At 59.4% G+C, this 23,665-nt stretch carries 20 protein-coding genes; 11 read left to right on the top strand and 9 right to left on the bottom strand.

From position 1 onward, the window contains the following. The first annotated feature begins 50 nt into the window (after positions 1–50). The 3 genes from AB7M26_RS25300 (at position 51) to AB7M26_RS25290 (ending at position 2,676) form a co-directional block, all read left to right on the top strand. Positions 51–758 (top strand): TetR/AcrR family transcriptional regulator, encoded by a 708-nt coding sequence (locus AB7M26_RS25300; protein ID WP_007907768.1) that lies wholly within the window; start codon positions 51–53, stop codon positions 756–758. 158 nt (positions 759–916) lie between these two features. Next, entirely contained in the window at positions 917–1,927 is a 1,011-nt protein-coding gene (nagZ, locus tag AB7M26_RS25295) for a beta-N-acetylhexosaminidase (RefSeq protein WP_007907766.1), read from the top strand. Between the two features lie 11 nt (positions 1,928–1,938). Then, positions 1,939–2,676, top strand: coding sequence for an S-methyl-5'-thioinosine phosphorylase (locus AB7M26_RS25290; protein ID WP_123496493.1), 738 nt, complete (start codon positions 1,939–1,941; stop codon positions 2,674–2,676). A gap of 109 nt (positions 2,677–2,785) precedes the next feature. Here AB7M26_RS25290 and AB7M26_RS25285 read toward each other — a convergent pair whose 3' ends face one another. Genes AB7M26_RS25285 through mfd form a run of 3 tightly spaced genes read right to left on the bottom strand, consistent with a single transcriptional unit; the run spans position 2,786 to position 9,513 of the window. Further along, on the bottom strand, positions 2,786–5,476 hold the full coding sequence (locus AB7M26_RS25285) for an SNF2-related protein (protein ID WP_429377205.1): 2,691 nt from the start codon (positions 5,474–5,476) through the stop codon (positions 2,786–2,788). A gap of 1 nt (position 5,477) precedes the next feature. Beyond that, entirely contained in the window at positions 5,478–6,053 is a 576-nt protein-coding gene (locus AB7M26_RS25280) for a CsiV family protein (protein ID WP_123496497.1), read from the bottom strand. 10 nt (positions 6,054–6,063) lie between these two features. Continuing rightward, positions 6,064–9,513, bottom strand: a complete 3,450-nt coding sequence (mfd, locus tag AB7M26_RS25275; protein WP_123496499.1) for a transcription-repair coupling factor — start codon at positions 9,511–9,513, stop codon at positions 6,064–6,066. Between the two features lie 354 nt (positions 9,514–9,867). Here mfd and AB7M26_RS25270 point away from each other — a divergent pair, with 354 nt between their 5' ends. The 3 genes from AB7M26_RS25270 (at position 9,868) to sthA (ending at position 14,069) form a co-directional block, all read left to right on the top strand. Next, positions 9,868–11,331 carry a glyceraldehyde-3-phosphate dehydrogenase gene (locus AB7M26_RS25270; RefSeq protein WP_008073072.1) on the top strand — a complete coding sequence of 488 codons (1,464 nt, stop codon included), beginning with the start codon at positions 9,868–9,870 and terminating at the stop codon, positions 11,329–11,331. 192 nt (positions 11,332–11,523) lie between these two features. Then, positions 11,524–12,468: an FAD:protein FMN transferase gene (locus AB7M26_RS25265; protein WP_259698688.1), complete on the top strand. Its 945-nt coding sequence runs from the start codon at positions 11,524–11,526 to the stop codon at positions 12,466–12,468. Between the two features lie 206 nt (positions 12,469–12,674). Beyond that, a complete protein-coding gene (sthA, locus tag AB7M26_RS25260; RefSeq protein WP_008073074.1) occupies positions 12,675–14,069 on the top strand; it encodes a Si-specific NAD(P)(+) transhydrogenase in 1,395 nt (464 codons plus the stop codon). Positions 14,070–14,111: 42 nt separating this feature from the next. Here the strand turns inward: sthA and AB7M26_RS25255 are convergent, their stop codons facing one another. Both AB7M26_RS25255 and AB7M26_RS25250 read right to left on the bottom strand, forming a co-directional pair. Then, the gene (locus AB7M26_RS25255; RefSeq protein WP_123496501.1) at positions 14,112–14,834 is read right to left on the bottom strand and encodes a glycerophosphodiester phosphodiesterase; all 723 of its coding nucleotides are present in this window, start codon (positions 14,832–14,834) and stop codon (positions 14,112–14,114) included. Positions 14,835–14,848: 14 nt separating this feature from the next. After that, positions 14,849–15,430: a PilZ domain-containing protein gene (locus tag AB7M26_RS25250; protein WP_123496503.1), complete on the bottom strand. Its 582-nt coding sequence runs from the start codon at positions 15,428–15,430 to the stop codon at positions 14,849–14,851. Between the two features lie 94 nt (positions 15,431–15,524). On the opposite strand from AB7M26_RS25250, the gene AB7M26_RS25245 reads away from it, so the two are divergent. The 3 genes from AB7M26_RS25245 to AB7M26_RS25235 all read left to right on the top strand — a co-directional run bounded on the left by AB7M26_RS25245 (position 15,525) and on the right by AB7M26_RS25235 (position 18,775). Continuing rightward, positions 15,525–16,775: a lipoprotein-releasing ABC transporter permease subunit gene (locus AB7M26_RS25245; RefSeq protein WP_123496505.1), complete on the top strand. Its 1,251-nt coding sequence runs from the start codon at positions 15,525–15,527 to the stop codon at positions 16,773–16,775. Positions 16,776–16,782: 7 nt separating this feature from the next. Further along, a complete protein-coding gene (lolD, locus tag AB7M26_RS25240; protein ID WP_020700644.1) occupies positions 16,783–17,466 on the top strand; it encodes a lipoprotein-releasing ABC transporter ATP-binding protein LolD in 684 nt (227 codons plus the stop codon). Between the two features lie 64 nt (positions 17,467–17,530). Further along, positions 17,531–18,775, top strand: a complete 1,245-nt coding sequence (locus AB7M26_RS25235) for a lipoprotein-releasing ABC transporter permease subunit (RefSeq protein WP_123496507.1) — start codon at positions 17,531–17,533, stop codon at positions 18,773–18,775. Positions 18,776–18,993: 218 nt separating this feature from the next. Here AB7M26_RS25235 and trhP read toward each other — a convergent pair whose 3' ends face one another. Next, positions 18,994–20,319, bottom strand: coding sequence for a prephenate-dependent tRNA uridine(34) hydroxylase TrhP (gene trhP, locus AB7M26_RS25230; protein ID WP_123496509.1), 1,326 nt, complete (start codon positions 20,317–20,319; stop codon positions 18,994–18,996). Positions 20,320–20,482: 163 nt separating this feature from the next. Here trhP and AB7M26_RS25225 point away from each other — a divergent pair, with 163 nt between their 5' ends. Next, complete coding sequence (locus AB7M26_RS25225; protein WP_123496511.1) at positions 20,483–21,544, top strand: AI-2E family transporter; 1,062 nt, start codon at positions 20,483–20,485, stop codon at positions 21,542–21,544. Here AB7M26_RS25225 and AB7M26_RS25220 read toward each other — a convergent pair. From AB7M26_RS25220 to AB7M26_RS25210, 3 genes are all read right to left on the bottom strand, one after another. Further along, the gene (locus AB7M26_RS25220) at positions 21,541–21,723 is read right to left on the bottom strand and encodes a hypothetical protein (protein ID WP_123496513.1); all 183 of its coding nucleotides are present in this window, start codon (positions 21,721–21,723) and stop codon (positions 21,541–21,543) included. The genes AB7M26_RS25225 and AB7M26_RS25220 overlap by 4 nt on opposite strands. A 100-nt stretch (positions 21,724–21,823) precedes the next feature. Continuing rightward, complete coding sequence (locus tag AB7M26_RS25215) at positions 21,824–22,018, bottom strand: hypothetical protein (RefSeq protein ID WP_123496516.1); 195 nt, start codon at positions 22,016–22,018, stop codon at positions 21,824–21,826. Positions 22,019–22,212: 194 nt separating this feature from the next. Continuing rightward, positions 22,213–22,587, bottom strand: coding sequence for a hypothetical protein (locus AB7M26_RS25210; RefSeq protein ID WP_007901768.1), 375 nt, complete (start codon positions 22,585–22,587; stop codon positions 22,213–22,215). Between the two features lie 241 nt (positions 22,588–22,828). On the opposite strand from AB7M26_RS25210, the gene AB7M26_RS25205 reads away from it, so the two are divergent. Beyond that, positions 22,829–23,647: a shikimate 5-dehydrogenase gene (locus AB7M26_RS25205; protein ID WP_123496518.1), complete on the top strand. Its 819-nt coding sequence runs from the start codon at positions 22,829–22,831 to the stop codon at positions 23,645–23,647. The last annotated feature ends 18 nt before the right edge of the window (positions 23,648–23,665 follow it).

Here is a 23,665-nt window from a genome sequence, read left to right as displayed (position 1 = left end):
CCAAGGCTGAAACGTATGTTTCAAACAAGTGTTTGTCAGGCGGAGTAGCCATGGCCCAGTCGGAAACCGTTGAACGCATTCTCGATGCTGCCGAGCAGTTGTTCGCGGAAAAAGGTTTTGCTGAAACCTCATTGCGTCTGATCACCAGCAAGGCCGGTGTCAATCTGGCGGCGGTGAATTATCACTTCGGCTCGAAGAAGGCGCTGATCCAGGCGGTCTTCTCGCGTTTTCTCGGGCCATTCTGTCTCAGTCTCGATAAAGAGCTGGAGCGCCGTCAGGCCAAGCCCGAGAACAAGCCGACCCTTGAAGAGTTGCTGGAGATTCTGGTCGAGCAAGCTCTGGTGGTGCAGCCACGCAGCGGCAACGACCTGTCCATCTTCATGCGTTTGCTGGGGCTGGCGTTCAGTCAGAGCCAAGGGCACTTGCGTCGTTATCTGGAAGATATGTACGGCAAGGTGTTCCGCCGCTACATGATGCTGGTCAACGAGGCCGCGCCGCGCATTCCCCCGATCGAACTGTTCTGGCGTGTGCACTTCATGCTGGGTGCCGCGGCGTTCAGCATGTCGGGGATCAAGGCCTTGCGTGCGATTGCCGAGACCGATTTCGGCGTCAACACTTCCATCGAACAGGTGATGCGTCTGATGGTGCCGTTCCTGGCCGCTGGTATGCGGGCAGAAACCGGCGTCACTGACACTGCCATGGCCACCGCGCAGTTGCGTCCGCGCAGCAAATCGGCCCCGGTCGCCGCCAAGGTTTAACCGCGCACGGGTGGGCGCGGCAGCGGACATCCGCTAAGCTAGCCGCCCATGCCGACTCTCGTTCTGAACCCGCTCTTCATTGAAATCGCCGACCCGCCGGGCACAGCCCATGGCGGCGAACTCGTGCGAGCCGGGTTTATCGTAATCAAGGAATCTCTATGACTGCTGGCCTGCAAGGCTCGTTGATGGTGGACGTCGCCGGTACCTGGCTGACGGCTGAAGATCGCCAATTGTTGCGCCAGCCCGAAGTGGGCGGCCTGATCATTTTTGCCCGCAACATCGAGCATCCTCGCCAGGTGCGCGAATTGAGCGCTTCGATTCGCGCCATTCGTCCCGATCTGCTGCTGGCGGTGGATCAAGAGGGCGGTCGGGTTCAGCGGCTGCGCCAAGGCTTCGTGCGACTGCCTGCCATGCGCGCCATCGCCGATAATCCGAATGCCGAGGACCTGGCCGAGCAGTGTGGCTGGATCATGGCGACCGAAGTGCTCGCAGTCGGTCTCGACCTGAGCTTCGCCCCCGTGCTGGACCTGGATTACCAGCGCAGTGCGGTGGTCGGCACCCGTTCGTTCGAAGGTGATCCCGAGCGCGCTGCTTTGCTCGCCGGTGCATTCATCCGTGGCATGAACAGCGCCGGAATGGCCGCCACTGGCAAGCATTTCCCCGGGCATGGCTGGGCCGAGGCCGATTCCCACGTCGCGATTCCCAACGACGAGCGCAGCCTCGACGAAATCCGCGCCAACGATCTTGTACCGTTTGCGCGATTGAGCAAGCAACTGGCCGCCGTCATGCCAGCTCACGTTATTTATCCACAAGTCGATTCCCAGCCTGCAGGTTTCTCCCGTCGCTGGTTGCAGGACATCCTGCGTGGGGAGCTGCAGTTCGATGGCGTGATCTTCAGTGATGACCTGTCGATGGCCGGTGCCCATGTGGTTGGCGATGCCGCCAGTCGCATCGAAGCGGCATTGACCGCCGGTTGTGACATGGGCCTGGTGTGCAATGATCGCGCAGCTGCCGAGCTGGCCTTGAGCGCCGCCCAGCGTTTGAAGGTCAAACCTTCGGCGCGTATTGCGCGGATGCGCGGGCAGGCGTATGCCAGCACCGAATACCGTCAAGACCCGCGCTGGCTAGCGGCCATCGGCGCGCTCAAAGAAGCTCAATTGATTGATTGAGGATTTTCGTCATGACGGTTTACGCGATTATCGGTGGCACCGGCCTGACTCAACTCGAAGGCTTGAGCATTCGTCAGTCATTGGCGGTGGACACGCCTTATGGCACGCCTTCGGCCGAAGTGCAGATCGGTGAGTATGCCGGCAAGGAAGTGCTGTTTCTCGCGCGTCATGGGCACCCACACCGTTTCCCGCCGCATCAGGTGAACTACCGCGCCAACCTGTGGGCCTTGAAGCAGGCTGGTGCCGAAGCGATTCTCGCGGTCAACGCCGTGGGCGGGATTCACACTGCGATGGGCATCGGACATTTCTGCGTGCCACATCAATTGATCGACTACACCAGCGGCCGCGAACACACCTATTTCGCCGATGACCTGGAACAGGTCACACACATCGATTTCAGCTATCCCTACAGCGAGCCCCTGCGTCAGCAATTGATCGCGGCGTTGGCGGCTGAAGGTGTTGGCTTCAGCAGCCAAGGCGTATACGCCTGCACCCAGGGCCCACGTCTGGAAACAGTGGCTGAAGTCGCGCAGCTGGAGCGTGACGGTTGCGACATTGTCGGCATGACCGGAATGCCGGAAGCGGCGTTGGCCCGCGAGCTGAAACTGGATTACGCCTGTCTGGCGCTGGTGGTGAACCCAGCGGCGGGAAAGTCGACAGCGGTGATCACCATGGCCGAGATCGAGCAGGCATTGCGTGACGGGATGGGTAAGGTGAAGTCGACGTTGGCGCGGGTGTTGAAGGGCTGAGTCTGACTCATTACCGAGTTGTTCCTTTCGCGGCAAGCCTCGCTCCTACAGGTACAGTGATTTCCTGTGGGAGCGAGGCTTGCCCGCGAAAGCGATCTACCTATCGCTGCTACTTATCAATTTTCTCCGGCAACGGCGCAAACAACGCCTCGATATCATCGCTCTGCAACTTCCAGTCTCCGGTTTTGCGCCCATCCAGCACGCCTGCGGCAAGATCGGATTTTTCCTTCTGCAGATGCTGAATTTTCTCTTCCACCGTGCCCCTGGCAATCATCTTGTAGACGAATACCGGCTTCTCCTGACCAATGCGATAGGCACGATCCGTCGCCTGATTTTCCGTCGCCGGGTTCCACCAGGGATCGTAGTGAATCACCGTGTCGGCTTCGGTCAGGTTCAGCCCCACACCGCCGGCCTTCAAGCTGATCAGAAAGATCTGGCGCTTGCCGCTCTGGAATTCCTTCACCGGCGTGCGTCGGTCGCGGGTTTGTCCGGTCAGGATCGCATACGCCACGCCGCGTTTTTTCAGCTCGTCCTCGATCAACGACAGCATTGAGGTGAACTGCGAAAACAGCAGAATCCGCCGACCTTCCTCGAACAACTCGTCAAGCATTTCCATCAGGCTATCAAGCTTGCCGGAGGTGCTACCGCGCGCGGGTAGGGCAGCATCGTTGACCAGGCGTAAGTCGCAGCACACCTGACGCAGCTTCAGCAGGGCCTCAAGAATGATGATCTGGCTGCGCGCCACGCCTTTGCGAGTGATCTCGTCGCGGACTTTCTTGTCCATGGCAAGGCGCATGGTTTCGTATACGTCGCGCTGCGCTTCGTTGAGCTCGACCCAATGGACGATCTCGGTTTTCGGCGGCAGTTCGGTGGCCACCTGTTCCTTGGTCCTGCGCAGCAGGAACGGTTTTATCCGACCGTTGAGGTGCTGAAGTCTTACGTCGCTGGCACGCTTTTCTATTGGTACGCGGTAATCGCGGTTGAAGCTTTTCACGTCACCGAGCCAGCCGGGCAGCAGGAAGTGAAACAGCGACCACAGCTCACCGAGGTGATTTTCCAGTGGCGTGCCGCTCAGGCACAGGCGCTGGCGAGCATTCAGCTCGCGGGCGGCGTGGGCGGCCTTGCTGTTGGGGTTCTTGATGTACTGTGCTTCATCCAGCACCAATACGTGCAACGGCTGCGCGGCGAGGCGTTCGACGTCCTTGGGCAGCAGCGCATAAGTGGTCAGAATCAGGTCGTAGTCGGCCAGATCGCCGAAGTGCTTCTTGCGACTGGCGCCGTACAGCGCCAGCACTTTGAGCTGAGGCGTGAAATGCGCGGCTTCGTCGAGCCAGTTGGGGATCAGGCTGGTAGGCATGACTACCATGCACGGCCGATCGAGGCGCCCGGCATTCTTCTCGCTGAGAATATGCGCCAGGGTCTGTAGGGTTTTGCCCAGGCCCATGTCGTCCGCGAGAATCCCGCCGACTTCCAGTTGCCGCAACGACTGCATCCAGCTCAGGCCTTCCAGCTGATACGGGCGCAAGGTGGCATTCAACCCTTCGGGTGCCACTGCGGTGTGGTCTTTGATGTCACGCAGGCGCTGGGCAAAGGTGCGGATCTGCTCGCCACCTTCCCAGAGCAGCGGCAGGCCTTCCAGCGGATTCAGGCGTGTGGCGTCGGCCTTGCTCAGGCGCAGCGTGGTTTCACCGGGCTCTTGCAGGTAAAACTCGCCGAGAGTGGCCAGCACCGGTTTCAAGCGGCCGAAGGGCAGGGCGACCTGCAGCGGGCCTTGGTCGGTGCTGCGGCGCTGCGGGATGTTCACCAGAATCAATTCGTCGTCGCGGCGTCGGGCGAGGCGTTCCGGGTTGAGAAGCTCGGTATGGGAGCGCATCAGGTTTAACAGGATCGGTAACAGGCTCAGCCGTTCGCCGTTGACGATGATCCCCAATTCCAGGTCGAACCAGTCGCGCTCCGGTGCCTGCTCGACGGTGGCGTACCAGTCTTCAACGGCGGTCAGGTCGAAGCCGAAGTCCTCGTCGATCTGCAACTCCCACCCTTGGGTGCGCAGCTTCGGCAGCTCGTTGAGGGTGAACGTCAGCCAGGCGCTGTCGTTGACCATCTCGTAGAGTTCGCCGGCACTTTCGGGCAAGGCCTTGCTTTGTCGGGTGGCGATCTTGAAACCGAGGATTCGCAGCTGTTCCCTGTAGGCCTGTTCGACTTCCGGGTGACGTTTTATCCGCAGCGTCTGTGTCTCCTGACGAATCAGGATGTCAGTATTTTTCTGTCCGCTGACGTATTCGTCCAGGTAGCTGAAGGACAGCGCCGCGCGATGCTGGATGTAACGCTGCATCTTGCCATTGCGTGGTTCAAAGGCACTGAATTCGATACTTGCCAGCCACAGGCGCGGCACCGGTTGCACATTATCCACCAGCACTTGCGGCGGCGCTTTCGGGCTACGGTTTTCCAGTACGGCCTGAAGTTTTTCCAGCAGTTCGGCGTCTTTCGCCGCCGCCGGGTAGGCGAGGGTTTCCTGCACTTGCAGCAACACCGCCGCGCAATGTTTGCAGTTGCTATGTACCGGGCAGGTGCATGTGGCGTCGATCATCAGCAACGTGCCTTTGGCCGACTCGCGCAGGCGAATGGTCTGACGGTAAACGTTGCCGCCAGAGCCTTCGCAACTGGCGGTGATGGTGGCGTTGCCGACTTCGACGATCCTGACGCGGTTTTCCAGCGCGTAGCGGCGGCCACGCTCCAGGCTCTGTTCCTTGAATCGGCTGACCCAGGATGTTGCCAGGGGTTTGCTCAGGGTCGGGGGCATATCAGTCCGGAATTACATCGGGGACTGGCCGAGGTGCAGGGGCGGTCAGCGAGGTGATCTTGATCAGCAGGCCCAGGTGACCGTTGTCGAGGAAGTTCAGCTGGCCGTTCTTGGTGTGGCTTTCCTGCTTCAGGCGTTCGCTGGCGGTGACCAGGCCGTTGGCATCAATCTGATTGACCCAGAAGTCGGCGTCGACGTCGGTGAAGCGCCCCAGTTTCAGGCTCAAAGTGCCTTCGATCGGAAACTGGCCAAACTGTTCCTTGCCCTCGCTGATCGCCACTTTACTGGCTTCTTCCCCCAGGTTCTGTTGCCAGGCCTTGTGCAGCAGCACCGTGTAGTTGTTGCTGGCGGTGAGCTTTTCCACTTCGGCGTTCAGGCTTGGTGTGCGAAAGCTGTCGGGGCTGATGCGTTGAGCACCGGCAGCCCAATCTTCCGGCGCGGCGTGGCTGACGATGGCGGGCACGGCGTTTTGCCGTACCAGAATCATTTCAACCTGATACAGATCATCAGCAAACGCCGTCGAGGCGAACGGCGAAAACAACGACATCAACAAGGTCAGTGAGCGAAACAGGCGCATGCGGCGTCCTTCAAGCAGTGGTCGGAATGAGGCGCTCGAATAGCGCCTCTACAGTATTAAAACGTTCTTCCGGGCGCTCCATGGGGACCTGGAATTTGAACATCGTGGCGCCTTCGAATTTGTAGCGTTTGGGCTGGCTCTGGATCAGTTTGATCAGTGTCAGCGGGTCGACCGGTGTCTGCGCCGCGAACTCGATACGACCGCCTTGCGGGCCGCCGTCGACTTTCTTGATGCCCAGCTGTTCTGCCTGCAATTTCAACGCCGTGATCCGCACCAGGTTTTTGGTCGGCTCCGGCAGCAGGCCGAAACGGTCGATCATCTCCACTTGCAGATCCTTGAGGCCTTCCTCATCGGTGGCCGAGGCAATGCGCTTGTAGAGAATCAGTCGCGCGTGAACATCCGGCAGATAGTCCTCGGGGATCAGCGCCGGTACACGCAGATTGACTTCGGGGCCACCGCCCAGCGGCTGGTCGAGGTTCGGTTGTTCGCCCTTGCGGATCGACTTCACCGCGCGCTCGAGCATTTCCATGTACAGCGTGAAACCGACGGCCTGGATCTGCCCGCTCTGACCGTCGCCCAGCAGTTCGCCGGCACCGCGGATTTCCAGGTCGTTGGTCGCGAGCACGAAGCCCGCGCCGAGGTCTTGGGTGTTGGCAATCGCTTCGAGGCGCTTTTCTGCGTCGGGAGTGATCTGCTGGCGCGGCGGTGTCAGCAGGTAAGCATACGCCTGGTGGTGGCTGCGACCGACGCGGCCACGCAATTGATGCAACTGCGCCAGGCCGAACTTGTCGGCACGCTCAATGATGATGGTGTTGGCGCTCGGCACGTCAATGCCGGTCTCGATGATGGTCGAGGCGATCAGCACGTTGAAGCGCTTGTGGTAGAAGTCGCTCATCACCTGTTCGAGATCGCGTTCACGCATCTGCCCGTGGCCGATGCCGATCCGTGCTTCCGGCACCAGTTCGGCGAGGTCGGCGGCGCATTTCTCGATGGTCTTCACGTCGTTGTGCAGGTAGTAGACCTGGCCGCCACGCAGCAACTCACGGAGCAGGGCTTCTTTGACCGTGCTTTTGTTCTGCTCCATGACGAACGTGCGCACCGACAGGCGGCGGGCCGGCGGCGTGGCGATGATCGACAGGTCGCGCATGCCCGATACCGCCATGTTCAACGTGCGCGGAATTGGCGTGGCGGTCAGCGTCAGGATGTCGACTTCACTGCGCAGCGCCTTGAGCTGTTCTTTCTGACGGACACCGAAACGGTGCTCTTCGTCGATGATCACCAGCCCGAGGTTTTTGATTTTGACGTCGTCTTGCAGCAGCTTGTGTGTGCCGATGACGATGTCGATCTTGCCTTCGGCCAGGTCCGCGACCGCGGCGTTGACTTCCTTGGTCGACTTGAAGCGGCTCATCACTTCCACGCTCACCGGCCAGTCGGCGAAGCGGTCGCGGAAGCTGTTGTAGTGTTGCTGGGCGAGCAGGGTGGTCGGCACCAGAATCGCCACCTGACGACCGCCATGCACCGCGATGAATGCCGCGCGCATCGCCACTTCGGTCTTGCCGAAACCGACGTCGCCGCAGACCAGTCGATCCATTGGTTTCGGCGCGAGCATGTCGGCGCGCACCGCTTCGATGGTGGTTTGCTGGTCCGGGGTTTCTTCGAACGGGAAACCGGCGCTGAAGGTCGCGTAATCGGCTTTGGGGTCAGCGAAGGCATAACCCTCGCGAGCGGCGCGACGGGCATAGATGTCGAGCAACTCGGCGGCCACGTCGCGCACCTGTTCGGCGGCTTTGCGTTTGGCTTTCTGCCAGGTTTCGGAGCCGAGGCGGTGCAGCGGCGCCAAGGCATCGTCGCTGCCGGTGTAGCGGGCGATCAAGTGCAGGTTGGCTACCGGGACGTACAGCTTGGCGTTCTCGGCATATTCAAGGGTCAGGAATTCGGCGGCTTGATTATCGATTTCCAGGATCGTCAGCCCCAGATAGCGGCCGACACCATGATCGATGTGCACCACCGGCGCGCCTTCGCGCAGTTCGGTGAGGTTTTTGATCACTGCATCGTTGTTGGCGTCAGCGCGTTTCTCGCGACGGCGACGCTGCATCACGCGCTGACCGAATAACGGGCTTTCAGCGACCAGAGCCAGGGCTGGATCGTCCAGCAACAGACCTTCGTCGAGCGGTGCGATGGTGATCGCCAGGCGCTCCTTGCTCGCAACAAAGTCTGGCCAGCTGTCGACGGTTTTCGGTCGCAGTTTCAGGCGCTCCAGCAATTCCAGCAGCACTTCACGACGGCCCGCGGACTCGGCGGTAAACAGTACGCGGCCAGGAAACTCGTCGAGGAAACCGGCCAGCGCCGCCAACGGCTGAGTGGCCTTGGCTTCGATGGCCAGGTTCGGCAGTGGCTGAGCCGGGAAGCGTTCGCGACCGACACCGGTTTCCACGTCCTGTTGACTGGCAACCACACGAGGCCAGCTCTTCAGGCGAGCAAAACAATCTTCCACGGGCAAGAACAGCTCGGCCGGTGGCAATAAAGGACGGGATGGGTCGACGCGGCGCTCTTCGTAACGATTGCGCACGTCGTTCCAGAAATTCTCCGCCGCCTGTTCGATGCCAGGCAAAGAGAACACTTGTGTGTCCTGAGGCAGGTAATCGAACAGGGTGGAGGTTTCGTCGAAGAACAACGGCAAGTAGTACTCGATACCCGCCGGTGTAATCCCGCTGCTCAAATCCTGAAAGATCGGGCAGCGACGGAAGTCGACATCGAAGCGCTCGCGAAAGCGCGCCTTGAAACGGGTGACTGCGTCCTTTTGCAGCGGGAACTCCCGCGCCGGCAGCAGGCGAACAGTGTCCACCTTGTCGATTGAGCGCTGGTTTTCCGGATCGAAGGTACGCAGGGTTTCGATTTCGTCGTCGAACAGATCGATGCGGAAGGGCAGTTTGCTGCCCATCGGGAACAGATCGATCAGCGAGCCGCGCACGGTGAATTCGCCGTGCTCATAAACTGTATCGACGTAACGATAGCCGCTGGCCTCAAGCCGGCTGCGCATTTGCTCGACATCGAGCTTCTGGCCGACATCCAGCACCAGACTGCTGCCGAGCAGGAATTTGGTCGGCGCCAGGCGGTGCAGGGCCGTGGTGATCGGCACGACCAGCACGCCATGCTCCAGCTCCGGCAACCGATAAAGGCTGGAGATGCGCTGAGAGATGATGTCCTGATGTGGCGAGAACAGATCGTAGGGCAGGGTTTCCCAGTCGGGGAAATGCAGAACAGGCAAATCCGGGGCGAAGAAACTCAGCTCCTGTTCCAGCCGTTCGGCACTCTGGCTGTCGGCGGTCAGTAGCAGGGTAAAGCGCTTGGCAGCGCTGGCGGCCTCGGCGATGGCCAGGCTCAGGGCGGCACCGGGCAGGTTGCCCCAGTGCTGTTTACCTGCCGCGGCAGGGAGAAGCGGTAGACGCAGAACGGGCACGGAAGGTTGAGCTCCAAGCGTTGCGACAAAGTCGACAATTGTAACGGCCTCAGGTGCCGGCTGTCAGTTGCAGACTGTGTCTATATGCACAAGCTGGGTGAAATGTAGTGGTAATGACAAAAACTAGCGCTTTGGCACTGAAAATGTAGTGCCAAAACCGCTCAGTGTTACGGAGGGTTACGGACACGGTAGCGTTGTCGTCGGAAAATTGACTGCGCTGAAAGCCCCGGTTTTACTGGGCTGGCGTGGGGCGTGATTTTTTTGAACGGGATTTTGTTACCGTCTGTGCGACAGGCGCGCATTGCTACAGGAGCCACTCGGCGGCATAATGTAGCCCCTTTTTTCTGCCCCTACATGTGGAAGGTTACCGTGACTCAGAAGCCCGACCAGTGTCTTGGTGAATGGATCGACCGTGAAGCACTCGCAGAAGCGATGATTCCGCTTATCGGTCAGCTCTACCGCAATAACAACGTGGTGAGCTCGATCTATGGCCGCAGTCTGATCAACCAGTCTGTCATCGCGATTCTCAAAGCTCACCGCTTTGCTCGCCATCGCCAGTCCGATGACAGCGAATTGTCCGTCCACGAAACATTCCCGCTGCTCAAGGCAATGAGCGAGCTCAAGCTCGGCGCTGCTTCGGTAGACCTGGGCAAGCTGGCTGTCAAATTCAAAGCCGAAGGTAATGGCCGTACCGCCGAAGCGTTCGTCCGTGACGAACTGGCCGATGTGGTCGGCAAGCAGAATGGTTCCGGCCGTACCGGTACCGACGTTGTCCTGTACGGCTTCGGTCGTATCGGCCGTCTGCTGGCGCGCATCCTGATCGAGAAAACCGGTGGTGGCGACGGCCTGCGTCTGCGCGCCATCGTTGTCCGCAAGGGCGCCGAGAACGATCTGGTCAAGCGTGCCAGCCTGCTGCGTCGGGACTCGGTGCACGGTTCGTTCAATGGCACCATCACCATTGATGAAGCCAATAACACCATCACCGCCAACGGCAACCTGATCCAGGTTATCTACGCGAAGAACCCGACTGAAGTGGACTACACCCAGTACGGCATCAAAAACGCGCTGCTGGTGGATAACACCGGTGTATGGCGTGACGCCGACGGCCTGGGCCAGCACCTGTCCTGCCCAGGTATCGACCGCGTTGTTCTGACCGCGCCTGGCAAAGGCAAGCTGAAGAACATCGTTCACGGCATCAACCACGGTGAAATCACCGCTGACGACAAGATCGTGTCCGCCGCTTCCTGCACCACCAACGCCATCGTGCCGGTGCTGAAAGCTGTGAATGACAAGTTCGGCATCATCAACGGTCACGTCGAAACCGTTCACTCGTACACCAACGACCAGAACCTGATCGACAACTTCCACAAGGGTGATCGCCGTGGCCGTAGCGCCGCGCTGAACATGGTCATCACCGAGACTGGTGCTGCCACCGCTGCTGCCAAGGCGCTGCCTGAGCTGGCCGGCAAGCTGACCGGTAACGCGATCCGTGTTCCGACGCCGAACGTGTCGATGGCCATTCTCAACCTGAACCTTGAGAAAGCCGCCACCCGTGAAGAGATGAACGAGTACCTGCGCTACATGGCGCTGCACTCCGATCTGCACAAGCAAATCGACTACGTCAATTCGCAGGAAGTGGTTTCCACCGACTTCGTTGGCTCGCGCCACGCAGGCGTTGTGGACGCTGAAGCGACCATCGTTCAGGATAACCGCGTTGTTCTGTACGTCTGGTACGACAACGAGTTCGGTTACAGCTGCCAGGTCGTTCGCGTGATGGAAGACATGGCCGGTGTAAACCCGCCAGCATTCCCGCGCTAAGCCTTAGCCGCACATGAAAACGCCCCGACTTTGGTTGGGGCGTTTTTGTTTGTGGGGATCGCGCAGGAGCGAGGGGTGCATAATGGCCGGTCTTGGCATGGTTTCAAGGAGGGGCAGGGTTTGTTGAAATGGCGATGGTGCAGTGTTGTTGTCCTGATAGGCGCCTTAACCGGCTGCGGCAATAGCGATTCGATGGAGAGTTTCGGCGGCCCGACCATGGGCAGCAGCTATTCGATCAAGTACGTGCGCCGTGCCCATCTTCCCGCTCCGGCGGAAGTCCGCATCCAGGTTGAAAAAATCCTCGCTGAAATCGATCAGCAAATGTCGACCTATCGCAGCGACTCCGACATTGAACGCTTCAATAATTTGCCCGCTAACCGCTGTCAGACAATGCCCGCGCCAATCCTCGAACTGGTCCGCGTCGGCGAGCGACTATCTTCGCAAAGCGATGGCTCCTTCGACCTGACGGTGGAGCCGCTGCTCAACCTCTGGGGGTTCGGGCCGCAAGCGCGAGAGGAAAAAGTGCCGAGTGCCGAGGCGCTCGCCGAGGTGCAGCAACGCGTCGGCCACAACCATTTGCACATCGACGGTGATCAGTTGTGCAAGGACGTGGCAATCGAGCTCGACTTCAACAGCATCGCGGCCGGTTACGCGGTCGATACGATTGCCGCGAAACTCGAAGCAATGGGTATCCACAGTTACCTGACTGAAGTCACTGGCGAACTCAAGGCCGCCGGCAAAAAACTCGATGGCTCGCCTTGGCGCATCGCCCTGGAAGAACCCCGAGACGATCAGCAAGTCGCGCAAAAAGTCATCGCCATCGATGGCTATGGCGTGTCCACCTCTGGTGACTACCGTAATTATTTCGAGCAGGGTGGCCAGCGCTATTCCCACACCTTCGATGCCCGCACCGGAGCTCCGGTCCTACACACCCTGGCGTCAGTCACAGTCATTCATCCTTCAGCGTTAATGGCCGATGGCCTATCGACGCTGTTGCTGATTCTCGGTCCTGAACGGGGTTGGGACTATGCCGAAACCCATGACATTGGTGCATTCTTTGTGATTCGTGCCGATACAGGTTTCGTCACACGCACCAATCAGGCTTTTGAGCGCCTGGTGGGTGAGAAAACCAAGTGATTACGGCATCAAAAGCGTTTTTGATGGCGTTGTAGTGCAGGCAAAACTAGCCTACGACGCGACCAAGGGTTAATGTGCCCGGCGTTGACGCTTCTATAGACTGTGTCCGGGTTCTGCACTGGCCCCAAATTGTTCCTTCACGCCGCAGATCGGCGTGATTTAGCCGCAGGTGCCGAGGGCGCCGCGGCCTGTTCTGAGGAGTATGCATGGCTGTCTACAACTACGACGTGGTGGTGTTGGGTTCCGGCCCGGCCGGAGAAGGCGCGGCAATGAATGCCGCCAAAGCAGGGCGCAAGGTGGCGATGGTTGATAGTCGTCGCCAGGTCGGCGGCAACTGCACCCACCTGGGCACCATCCCGTCCAAGGCCTTGCGTCACTCGGTCCGGCAGATCATGCAGTTCAACACCAACCCGATGTTCCGGGCCATTGGTGAGCCGCGCTGGTTCTCGTTCCCGGACGTTTTGAAAAGCGCCGAAAAAGTCATCTCCAAACAAGTCGCCTCGCGCACCGGTTACTACGCCCGTAACCGTGTCGACGTGTTCTTCGGTACTGGCAGCTTCGCTGACGAGCAAACCATCGAAGTGGTCTGCGCCAACGGCGTGGTTGAAAAACTGGTGGCCAAGCACATCATCATCGCCACCGGTTCGCGCCCTTATCGCCCGGCGGACATCGATTTCCATCACCCGCGTATCTACGATAGCGACACTATCCTCAGCCTCGGCCACACCCCGCGCAAACTCATCGTTTACGGCGCTGGTGTGATCGGTTGCGAATACGCCTCGATCTTCAGTGGTCTGGGTGTGCTGGTTGAGCTGGTGGACAACCGCGGTCAGTTGCTGAGCTTCCTCGACTCGGAAATTTCCCAGGCGTTGAGTTACCACTTCAGCAACAACAACATCACGGTTCGCCACAACGAAGATTACGACCGCGTCGAAGGCGTGGACAACGGCGTGATCCTGCACCTGAAGTCCGGCAAGAAGATCAAGGCCGATGCCTTGCTCTGGTGCAACGGTCGTACCGGCAACACCGATCAGCTGGGTCTGGAAAATATCGGCGTGAAGGTCAACAGCCGTGGCCAGATCGAAGTCGACGAAAACTACCGCACCTGCGTGCCGAATATTTATGGCGCCGGTGACGTGATCGGTTGGCCGAGCCTGGCCAGTGCTGCGCACGACCAGGGCCGTTCGGCCGCTGGCAGTATTGTCGACAATGGCAGCTGGCGCTTCGTCAACGATGTGCCAACCGGCATCTACACCATTCCGGAGATCAGCTCGATCGGCAAGAACGAGCAGGAGCTGACTCAGGCCAAGGTGCCGTACGAAGTGGGCAAGGCGTTCTTCAAGGGCATGGCGCGTGCGCAGATTGCCGGCGAACCGCAAGGCATGCTGAAGATCCTGTTCCACCGCGATACCCTGGAAGTGCTGGGCGTTCACTGCTTCGGTTATCAGGCGTCGGAGATCGTGCACATCGGTCAGGCGATCATGAGCCAGCCGGGCGAACAGAACACCCTGAAGTACTTCGTCAACACGACGTTCAACTACCCGACCATGGCTGAAGCCTATCGGGTAGCGGCGTACGATGGCCTCAACCGGCTTTTTTGAGCGGCTCCGGCCGGTGGCCTGAGCCGGCCGGGGAGACCGATTTCAGCAATTCTCGAGCGTGGCAGTGGCCAAACCGGGAAAGTCTGTAATCAGGCTGTCAACGCCGAAGTCGGCGAGTCTGCGCATCAGCGCGGGCTCGTTGACTGTCCACACCGACACATGCAGCCCTTGACGCTGCGCCTTCTGCAGGCGCTCTGGCGTACACAGGGTCCAGTTCAGCGCCAGAATCTCACAGCCATAGTTTTGCGCGACCTTCAACGGGTCGAGCCAGGCGTACTCGGCCACCAAACCGCGAGACACGTCCGGCACCAGGTCCAGCGCGGCTTTCAACACTTCACGTGAGCTTGACGTAATCGTGATCTTGTCCCGCATACCGAAGCGCTGCGCCATTTCACGAATCGCCAGCACGGTGGTCGCGGCGCGGGTGCGTGAAGCGCTTTTGACTTCCAGTTGCCAGTGCTCGAAATCACATTTCTCGAACAATTCTTCCAGCGTTGGAATCGGGCAGGGTTTGATCCAGCCCGGGCCGCCCTTGCGCGCGTCGTAGGTCACCAGCTCCGCGGCGGTATGTTCGACTACTTTGCCGCGACGCTCGGTGGTGCGCTTGAGGGTCGGGTCGTGGATCACCATCAACTCGCCATCCTTGGACAGGTGCAAGTCCAGTTCGCAACGGCGTACGCCGTGCTTGAGGCATTCCTGAAAGCTGGTCAGGGTGTTTTCCGGTGCTTCGCCCTTGGCGCCGCGATGGCCGTAGATGAGAGTCACGGTTCTTCCTTAAATTAAATGCCTGATTCGTTTTGTTCGCGGGCCAGGCGTCGTTCTTGTGCCTGTCGCTGCAAGATGTAACGGGCCAGCAATTGACGCTGGGCATCGGACAGGTATTCGAACTCGGTGCCGACATCGTAGCCTTCGCCCTTGCGGTCGCAATGGGTGACGCGGGCACGCAGCAGCAGGCCAAGGGCTTGCGGCATGAGTACCAGCTTGACCGACAGGTGCGCGCCAGTGGCGATGGGCGTCGGATGCTGAAAGTCGATACCTCCTTCGGAGAGGATGACCGGCTGCGGTTCGCCGATCTGTCCGAGCACAGTCAGGGCGACCACCTGGCTCAGCAGATCGATGCGTTTGTTCTGGGATTTCAGGAACGCGGCGATGGTCCGGTCGCGTTCGCTGATCTGTCGCAACAGGTGTTGCGACTCGAATTCGCTCAGGTGCAGTTCGCTGAGCAGGTTGAATAGTGGGGAAGCATCCTGCAACACTTCCTGGCCTGCGGCTTCGGGAGCAGACAGGGGCCGAATTTCCAGTGCGATCGTGTCCTCGATACGGTAGTATTCGCGGCGATCTTCTTCATCTAATGTCGACATGGCGAACCCATGGTAGCGGCGGTGGTCTGAGTGTAAAGCTGGTTATCGACCCCCGCCACAAGGACGTTCCTTTTCCCTCCGAACAAGCCCCGACATGTTCAGACCTCTCTTCGTATTTATTGGCACGCGTTATACCCGTGCAAAGCGTCGCAATCATTTTGTGTCGTTCATTTCCCTGACCTCAATGATCGGACTCGCCCTTGGCGTGGTCGTGATGATCGTCGTGCTGTCGGTCATGAACGGCTTCGATCATGAGATGCGCACCCGCGTGCTGGGCATGGTGCCCCATGCGACCATCGAGTCCGGTGAGCCGATCAGCGACTGGCAAAGCCTGGCCGCCAAGGTCAAGCAGAACCCCCAGGTGGCGGCGGTGGCGCCCTTCGTTCAGATGCAGGGCCTGCTGACCAACAACGGCAAAGTCTCCAAGGTGCTGCTCAATGCCATCGACCCGGTGCAGGAACGGCAGGTGTCGATCATTGATAACTTCATGCAGCAGGGCAAACTCGATGACCTGGCGCCGGGCAGTTTCGGCATCGTCATCGGCGACAAGGCCGCGGCCAAGCTCGGCGTGGCGGTCGGCGACAAACTGACGTTTGTCGCGCCGGAAGTCACCGTGACCCCGGCCGGGATGTTCCCGCGCATGAAACGCTTTACCGTGGTCGGCATCTTTCATGTCGGCGCCGGTGAGATCGACGGCTATCTGGGCATCACCAACCTGCAGGATCTGGCGAAGCTGCACCGCTGGAAGCCGGATCAGGTCCAGGGCTTGCGCTTGAAGTTCGACGATCTGTTCCAGGCACCACGCGTGGCGTGGACCATCGCTCAGCAACTCGGCGAAGACCAGTATTACGCCCGAGACTGGACCCGCACCCACGGCAATCTGTATCAAGCGATCCGCATGGAAAAAGCCATGATCGGCCTGCTGTTGCTGCTGATCGTCGCCGTGGCGGCGTTCAACATCATCTCCACGCTGGTAATGGTGGTGAACGACAAGAAGGGCGACATCGCGATCCTGCGCACCCTCGGTTCCACGCCGGGGCAGATCATGGCGATTTTCATGGTCCAGGGCACGGTCATTGGTGTGGTCGGTACGTTGATCGGTGCGGTGGTCGGGATCTTCGCCGCGCTGAACGTCAGCGCTGCGATTTCGGCCCTTGAAGGGTTGATCGGCCACAAATTCCTGAACGCCGACGTGTACTTCATCGATTACCTGCCGTCGCAAGTGCAGGGCCAGGACGTGTTGATGGTCTGCGCCGCCGCGTTGGTTCTGAGTTTCCTCGCCACCCTGTATCCAGCCTGGCGTGCCGCGCGCACCCAGCCTGCGGAGGCGCTACGTTATGAGTGAGTCGGGCATGAGTGATAAAGCAATCTTGAGCTGCCGCAACCTGGGCAAATCCTACGTGGAAGGCCCGGAATCGGTAGAGGTTCTGGCGGGTCTGCAACTGGAGCTGCACCCTGGTGAGCGCGTGGCGATCGTCGGTACCTCGGGTTCGGGCAAAAGTACCTTGCTCAACCTGCTGGGCGGCCTCGATACGCCGACCAAGGGCAGCGTCTGGCTGGCCGGTGAAGAGCTCTCGGCACTGAATGAAAAGGCCCGTGGCCTGCTGCGCAATCGGTCGCTGGGTTTCGTTTACCAGTTCCACCACTTGCTGCCTGAGTTCACCGCGCTGGAAAACGTCTGCATGCCGCTGCTGATCGGTAAAACTGCGATCCCGGAAGCGCGTCAGCGTGCGACGGCGTTGCTGGAGCGGGTAGGGCTGGGCCATCGTCTGGAGCACAAACCGGCGGAATTGTCCGGTGGCGAACGCCAGCGTGTGGCCATTGCCCGTGCCCTGGTGAACAAGCCAGGCCTGGTGATGCTCGACGAGCCGACCGGCAACCTCGACTCCCACACCGCCCAGGGCATTCAGGATTTGATGCTGGAACTCAGCACTTCGATGCGCACCGCGTTCCTGGTGGTGACCCACGACATGAACCTGGCCCGCCAGATGGATCGTGTCCTGCATTTGCAGGAAGGTTACCTGACACCCATCTGATTGACCGAAACCCGACGTACTGAACAGTACGTCGGGTCTTTTATTTTTATACGGTGCCCAGCGAATGTTCAGACCGTTATCGATCTTTATCGGCGCGCGCTATACCCGCGCCAAGCGCCGCAATCGCTTTGTTTCCTTCATCTCGATGACCTCGATGATCGGCCTCGCCTTGGGCGTGCTGGCGATGATCGTGGTGTTGTCGGTAATGAACGGCTTCCAGCGCGAAATGAGCTCGCGCATCCTCGGCATGGTGCCCCACGCGACCATCGTCGGTGTGAACCCTATCGACGATTGGCAGCCGGTGGCCGCCGCGGCGATGAAGAATCCTGAAGTAACGGCGGCGGTGCCGTTCACCGAGATGGAAGGCATGCTGTCCTATAAGGGCACGATGCAGCCGATCCAGGTCAGCGGTGTCGACCCGGCGCTGGAAGGCAAGGTCTCGATCGTTGCCAAGCACATTGTTCAGGGGCGTCTGGACGCCTTGAAGCCCGGCGAGTTTGGCGTGGTGATCGGTGAGATCACTGCGCGGCGCTTTCGCTTGAACGTCGGCGACAATATCACCCTGATCGTGCCGGAAATCAGCACCGCACCGGGCGGCATCACTCCGCGCATGCAGCGGCTGAACGTGGTGGGCGTGTTCAAGGTTGGCGCCGAGCTGGACGGCTCCATGGCGCTGATTCACCTCGCCGATGCCGCGCAGATGCAACATTGGCAGCCCAATCAAGTGCAGAGCGTGCGCCTGGCGGTGAAGGATCTGTACGCCGCGCCACAAGTGTCGAGCGACATCGCGACAGGCCTGGGCGCTGCCTACAAGGCTGACGACTGGACCCACACCCAGGGCAGTCTGTTCAGCGCGATGAAGATGGAAAAAACCATGATCGGCCTGCTGTTGCTGATGATCGTCGCGGTGGCGGCGTTCAACATCATTGCGACCCTGATCATGGTGGTGAACGATAAGGGCGCGGACATCGCGATCCTGCGCACCATCGGCGCGACACCTCGGCAGATCATGGCGATCTTCATGGTGCAGGGCACGGTGATCGGGGTTGTCGGCACCTTGATTGGCGGCGTACTGGGCGTGATCGCAGCGCTGAACGTCAGTGAACTGGTGGGCTGGATGGAGCGGGTCAGCGGGCAACATATCTTCAGTTCCGATGTGTACTTTGTCAGTAACTTGCCATCGGAACTGCAGGGTGCGGATGTGTTGTTGATCTGTTCCGCCGGTTTCATCATGAGCTTTTTGGCGACGGTGTATCCGGCGTGGCGGGCGGCGAAAGTCGAGCCGGCGACGGCGTTGCGGTATTCGTAAGTCATTACATCGCTTTCGCGGGCAAGCCTCGCTCCTACAGGGCAATGCTGTTCACTTAAGCGCGACTTTCTGTCATGCCAACCTTTGTGGCGAGCGAGCTTGCTCGCGTTGGGCTGCGTAGCGGCCCCAAAAATCTGATAACAATCACTGATTTTTGTGAGTGCTACGCACTCAAGCGGGAGCAAGCTCCCTCGCCACAGGTTACTCGCTCAGGTTTTCTAGCTCATGCTGACATCGCGCATCAACAACCCAAAGCGCAGATCCACCGCGTCCGGTATCGGCAAATACACCGTGTGCCCATCCCCCGGCGCCACTTCAACCGCTTCGCCTTTGACGTTCTGCAACTGATGCAAGTCGAAGTGGAAATTACCCTTGGGCGTCATCAGTTCCATGTGATCGCCCAGGCCAAAGCGATTCTTAACCCGCACCTCGGCCAGCCGATCCCGGCGTTCGCCAGTCAGCTCGCCCACGAACTGCTGACGCTCTGAAACCGAGCTGCCGTTCTGGTAATTCTGGTATTCGTCATGCACATGTCGACGCAGAAAACCTTCGGTATAACCACGTTGGGCCAAGGACTCCAGGTCGGTCATCAAGCTGCGATCAAACGCTCGGCCAGCCACCGCATCATCGATTGCGCGGCGATACACCTGGGTGGTGCGCGCGCAATAGAAGTGCGATTTGGTCCGGCCTTCGATCTTCAATGAATGCACGCCCATCTGCGTCAGGCGCTCGACATGCTGCACGGCGCGCAGGTCCTTGGCGTTCATGATGTAGGTGCCGTGTTCATCCTCGAATGCCGGCATCAGGTCGTCAGGGTGATTGGCTTCTTGCAGCAGGAACACTTGATCGGTCGGCGCGCCGATGCCCAGGGTCGGTTCGGGACGGAACTGCTGAACGATTTCGCCGAGCTGATTTTCGCTGGCCGGTGTCGCCGAGTATTTCCAGCGACAGGCGTTGGTGCAACTGCCCTGATTGGCGTCGCGCTTGTTCATATAGCCCGACAACAGACAGCGCCCGGAATAGGCCATGCACAACGCGCCGTGGACGAACACTTCCAGCTCCATCGCCGGGACGTGCTGGCGGATTTCGGCGATTTCTTCCAGCGACAGTTCGCGGGACAGGATGATCCGGCTCAAGCCCTGTTGCTGCCAGAACTCGACGCTGGCCCAGTTCACCGTGTTGGCCTGCACTGACAAGTGGATCGGCATCTGCGGGAAGTGCCGGCGCACCAGCATGATCAGGCCCGGGTCGGACATGATCAGCGCGTCCGGGGCCATGGCGATCACCGGTTCCAGGTCTTTCAAGAACGTTTTGAGCTTGGCGTTATGCGGGGCGATGTTCACCACCACATAGAAACGTTTGCCCTGAGCCTGGGCTTCGGTAATGCCGAGCGCGAGGTTGGCATGGTCGAATTCGTTGTTACGCACCCGCAGGCTGTAGCGCGGCTGGCCGGCGTACACCGCGTCGGCGCCATAGGCGAAGGCATAACGCATGTTTTTCAGGGTGCCGGCAGGGGCGAGCAGTTCCGGGGGCGTGAGCGTCATGGCAGTGTCGATCGCAAAAGCGGACAAGGGTAAATGGCTTGCCCGCGGGGTTTATTGATCTGGATCTATGCTTGATGAAAAACGGATGGCACTCGCGCGAGCCGTGGCGGACTAAACATCAAGACGCGCAAACGGCGCCCCTGCGCACTGACATGGATCGGACATGAACGAAACGAAGCTGCAAAACACCTCGCTGATGGTCTTGCTGACGCTGGTGAGCATCGCCTTCATCTGGATTCTGCTGCCGTTTTACGGTGCGGTGTTCTGGGCGGTCATCCTCGGTATTCTGTTTGCGCCGTTGCAGCACCAACTGCAACGCAAGTTTGGCTTGCCCCACAATCTCACGGCCCTGTGCACCTTGATTCTCTGTGTACTGATCGCGATCTTGCCGGTGATCACCATCAGTACCTTGCTGGTTCAAGAAGGCGCGGCGCTCTACAACAGAATCGAAAGCGGCGAACTGGACATTGCCGGCTATGTGTCGCAGTTCAAACAAAGCCTGCCGCCCTATTTTCAGTACTTGCTCGATCGTTTCGGCATGGGCGAGTTGAGCGGGCTACGGGAAAAAATCATCAGGAGCACGATGCAAGGCAGCCAGTTTGTCGCGACCAAGGCGTTCAGTTTTGGGCAGGGCACGTTCGAATTCGTGGTGGGTTTTTTTGTCATGCTCTATCTGCTGTTTTTCTTCCTGCGGGACGGGTCCGAACTGGCGCGCAAAGTACGCGCGGCGATACCGCTGGAAGATACCCAGAAGCGCCGTTTGCAACTCAAGTTCAATCGTGTGGTGCGAGCCACGGTGAAGGGCAACGTGGTGGTGGCGATCACGCAAGGGGCATTGGGTGGTTTTATTTTCTGGTTTCTGGACATCCCGAGCGTGCTGCTCTGGGCGGTGTTGATGGCGTTTCTGTCGCTGTTGCCAGCGGTGGGCGCGGGGATCGTCTGGATACCGGTGGCAGCGTATTTCCTGTTCAGTGGCGCGATGTGGCAGGCCACGGTGCTGACGTTGTTCGGCGTGTTCGTGATCGGCCTGGTGGACAACGTCCTGCGACCGATCCTTGTGGGCAAGGACACCAAAATGCCGGACTACCTGATCCTTATCTCGACTCTGGGCGGCCTCGCGCTTTTTGGCCTGAACGGTTTTGTCATCGGACCGTTGATCGCCGCATTGTTCGTGTCGAGCTGGGCGATCTTCATCGATTCCAAGCCAAAGATTCAGCTGCCTTAAGCGCTGAGCTGGCCCGAGCCGATACGTCGCGACAAGGCTTGGGCGGCGGGAAGCGAGGTGAGCGGGCCGCTGATAGGCTCGCCGTCCTGCATCAGATACCAGCAAGCGAGTAACCCCCGCGCTCTGAGCGATGCGGGTACGGCGCTGCCGATAACAGACATGATCTGAACCTGAGTCATAAGTACCTCCATTAATCTATGGAGCTACCTTACGGATCGGACGCTTGAACGGACAATCAACGCTTTCGATAGTCGTCATTGACGCCAATGAGTCCCGCGTTCAATCCACTACTTGATCGAGCATATGCACCACCTCCTGCTCATTGAGCAGGCCTTTGCGCACCAGGTTTTCTGCCAGCAGCGAAAGAAATTTTGCGCTGCGATGGCCTTCCAGGTGTTTGAGTTCGGTCAGTGCGTTGTACACCTTGTCGGAAGTGCACAAGCCGACAATGCGATGCGGGTTTTGTGTGGGCATGAAGGTCGTCCTTGTTTTTATCAACCTGTTGTTTACGGACAGATCCAAGCTTGCGGATCGGACATGACATAAATATGACCAACTTTACCTGTCGGTACTGTCCCGACAGCGACCTTGGCGAGATTTATTCAGACTTCGTCCAGCCAGTGGTCACAAAAAAGGCCCCGCTTTTAAAGCGGGGCCTGATGAGCGTATCACCAGCGGTCGCCACGATAATAACCATGGGGAGGGCCGTAATAGCCGCGTGGTGGACCATACCCGCGTGGCGGACCGTAATAGATCGGTGCCGGGCGGTAGTAGATCGGTTGTTGAACATAGACGGGCGCCGGTTGGTAATAGACAGGCGGTGGCTGCACGTACACCGGTTGTGGCTGAACGTAGACCGGTTGCTCCACATACACTGGACGGTCGCGGCTGATTATTGCTGAGCCAATGATTGCCGAGCCGACGATCGCACCAAACACAGCCGGACCTTCCCAGCCGCCATGACCACGACCACCTGCTTCTGCCTGCCCTGCGATAGCGAGAGCACCGATCAGCAAGGCTACTGTGGGGATTTTACGGATCATGATAAGTCCTCGGTTCTTCGACCCGGCGCTCGCGTCTGCAATAGACCCAAGTTGTCGCGGGGATACTTCTAAGACAGCTTTTTTCTGAAAATCAGCACAGCCGTTGGGTAAATTTTGTGTAAGGTCTGTACCGGCTTCTTTACGCTCCTGTGTGCCTCGCGTGGACAGGCTTTTATGATTGATCAGACCCGATGGAATGGCTAATCCCGTCCATCCGAAAGTGCTATTGAAGGAGATTCCAATGCAGATGAACCCCAACAGAGACACTCAGCTGTGCATGTCACTCTCGGGGCGCCCCGGCAACTTCGGCCTACGGTTTCACAACCATCTGTACGAACAATTGGGCCTGAATTTTTACTACAAGGCCTTCAGCAGCCAGGACTTGCCGGGCGCTGTGGGCGGCATTCGCGCCTTGGGCATCCGGGGTTGCGGGGTATCGATGCCGTTCAAGGAAGCTTGTATTGCGTTGGTCGATGAGCTGGATGCATCGGCTGAGGCCATCCAATCGATCAACACTATTGTGAATACCAGCGGTCATCTCAAGGCCTACAACACCGATTACATTGCCATCGCCCAGTTGCTTGAAACCCATCAGGTGCCCAAGGATTCGACCTTTGCCCTGCGTGGCAGTGGCGGCATGGCCAAGGCTGTGGCCAGTGCCTTGCGCGATGGCGGCTACAAAAACGGCCTGATCGTGGCCCGGAACGAGCGCGCCGGGCGTGCTTTGGCTGAATCGTTGGGTTACTCATGGCAGGCGGAGTTGGGAAGCCAGCGCCCGCAGATGCTGATCAACGTCACGCCCATCGGCATGACCGGCGGGCCGGAGGCCGATCAACTGGCGTTTGAGCCTGACGCTATCGCTGCGGCGGAAACTGTCTTCGATGTGGTGGCGATCCCCTCGGAAACACCGCTGATCGTGCGCGGTCGTGCCGAAGGCAAGCGCGTGATCACCGGGCTGGAAGTGATTGCGATCCAGGCACTGGAACAGTTCGTGTTGTACACCGGTGTGCGGCCGACCGATGAGCAGTTCCAGAAAGCCGTGGCGTTTGCCCGCAGCTGACAGTTGACTGTACTGGCC

It is taken from the genome of Pseudomonas sp. F-14 TE3482, assembly GCF_053629455.1.
Note: the sequence above shows the minus strand (reverse complement) of the source record. Positions and strands in the feature narration are given on the sequence as shown.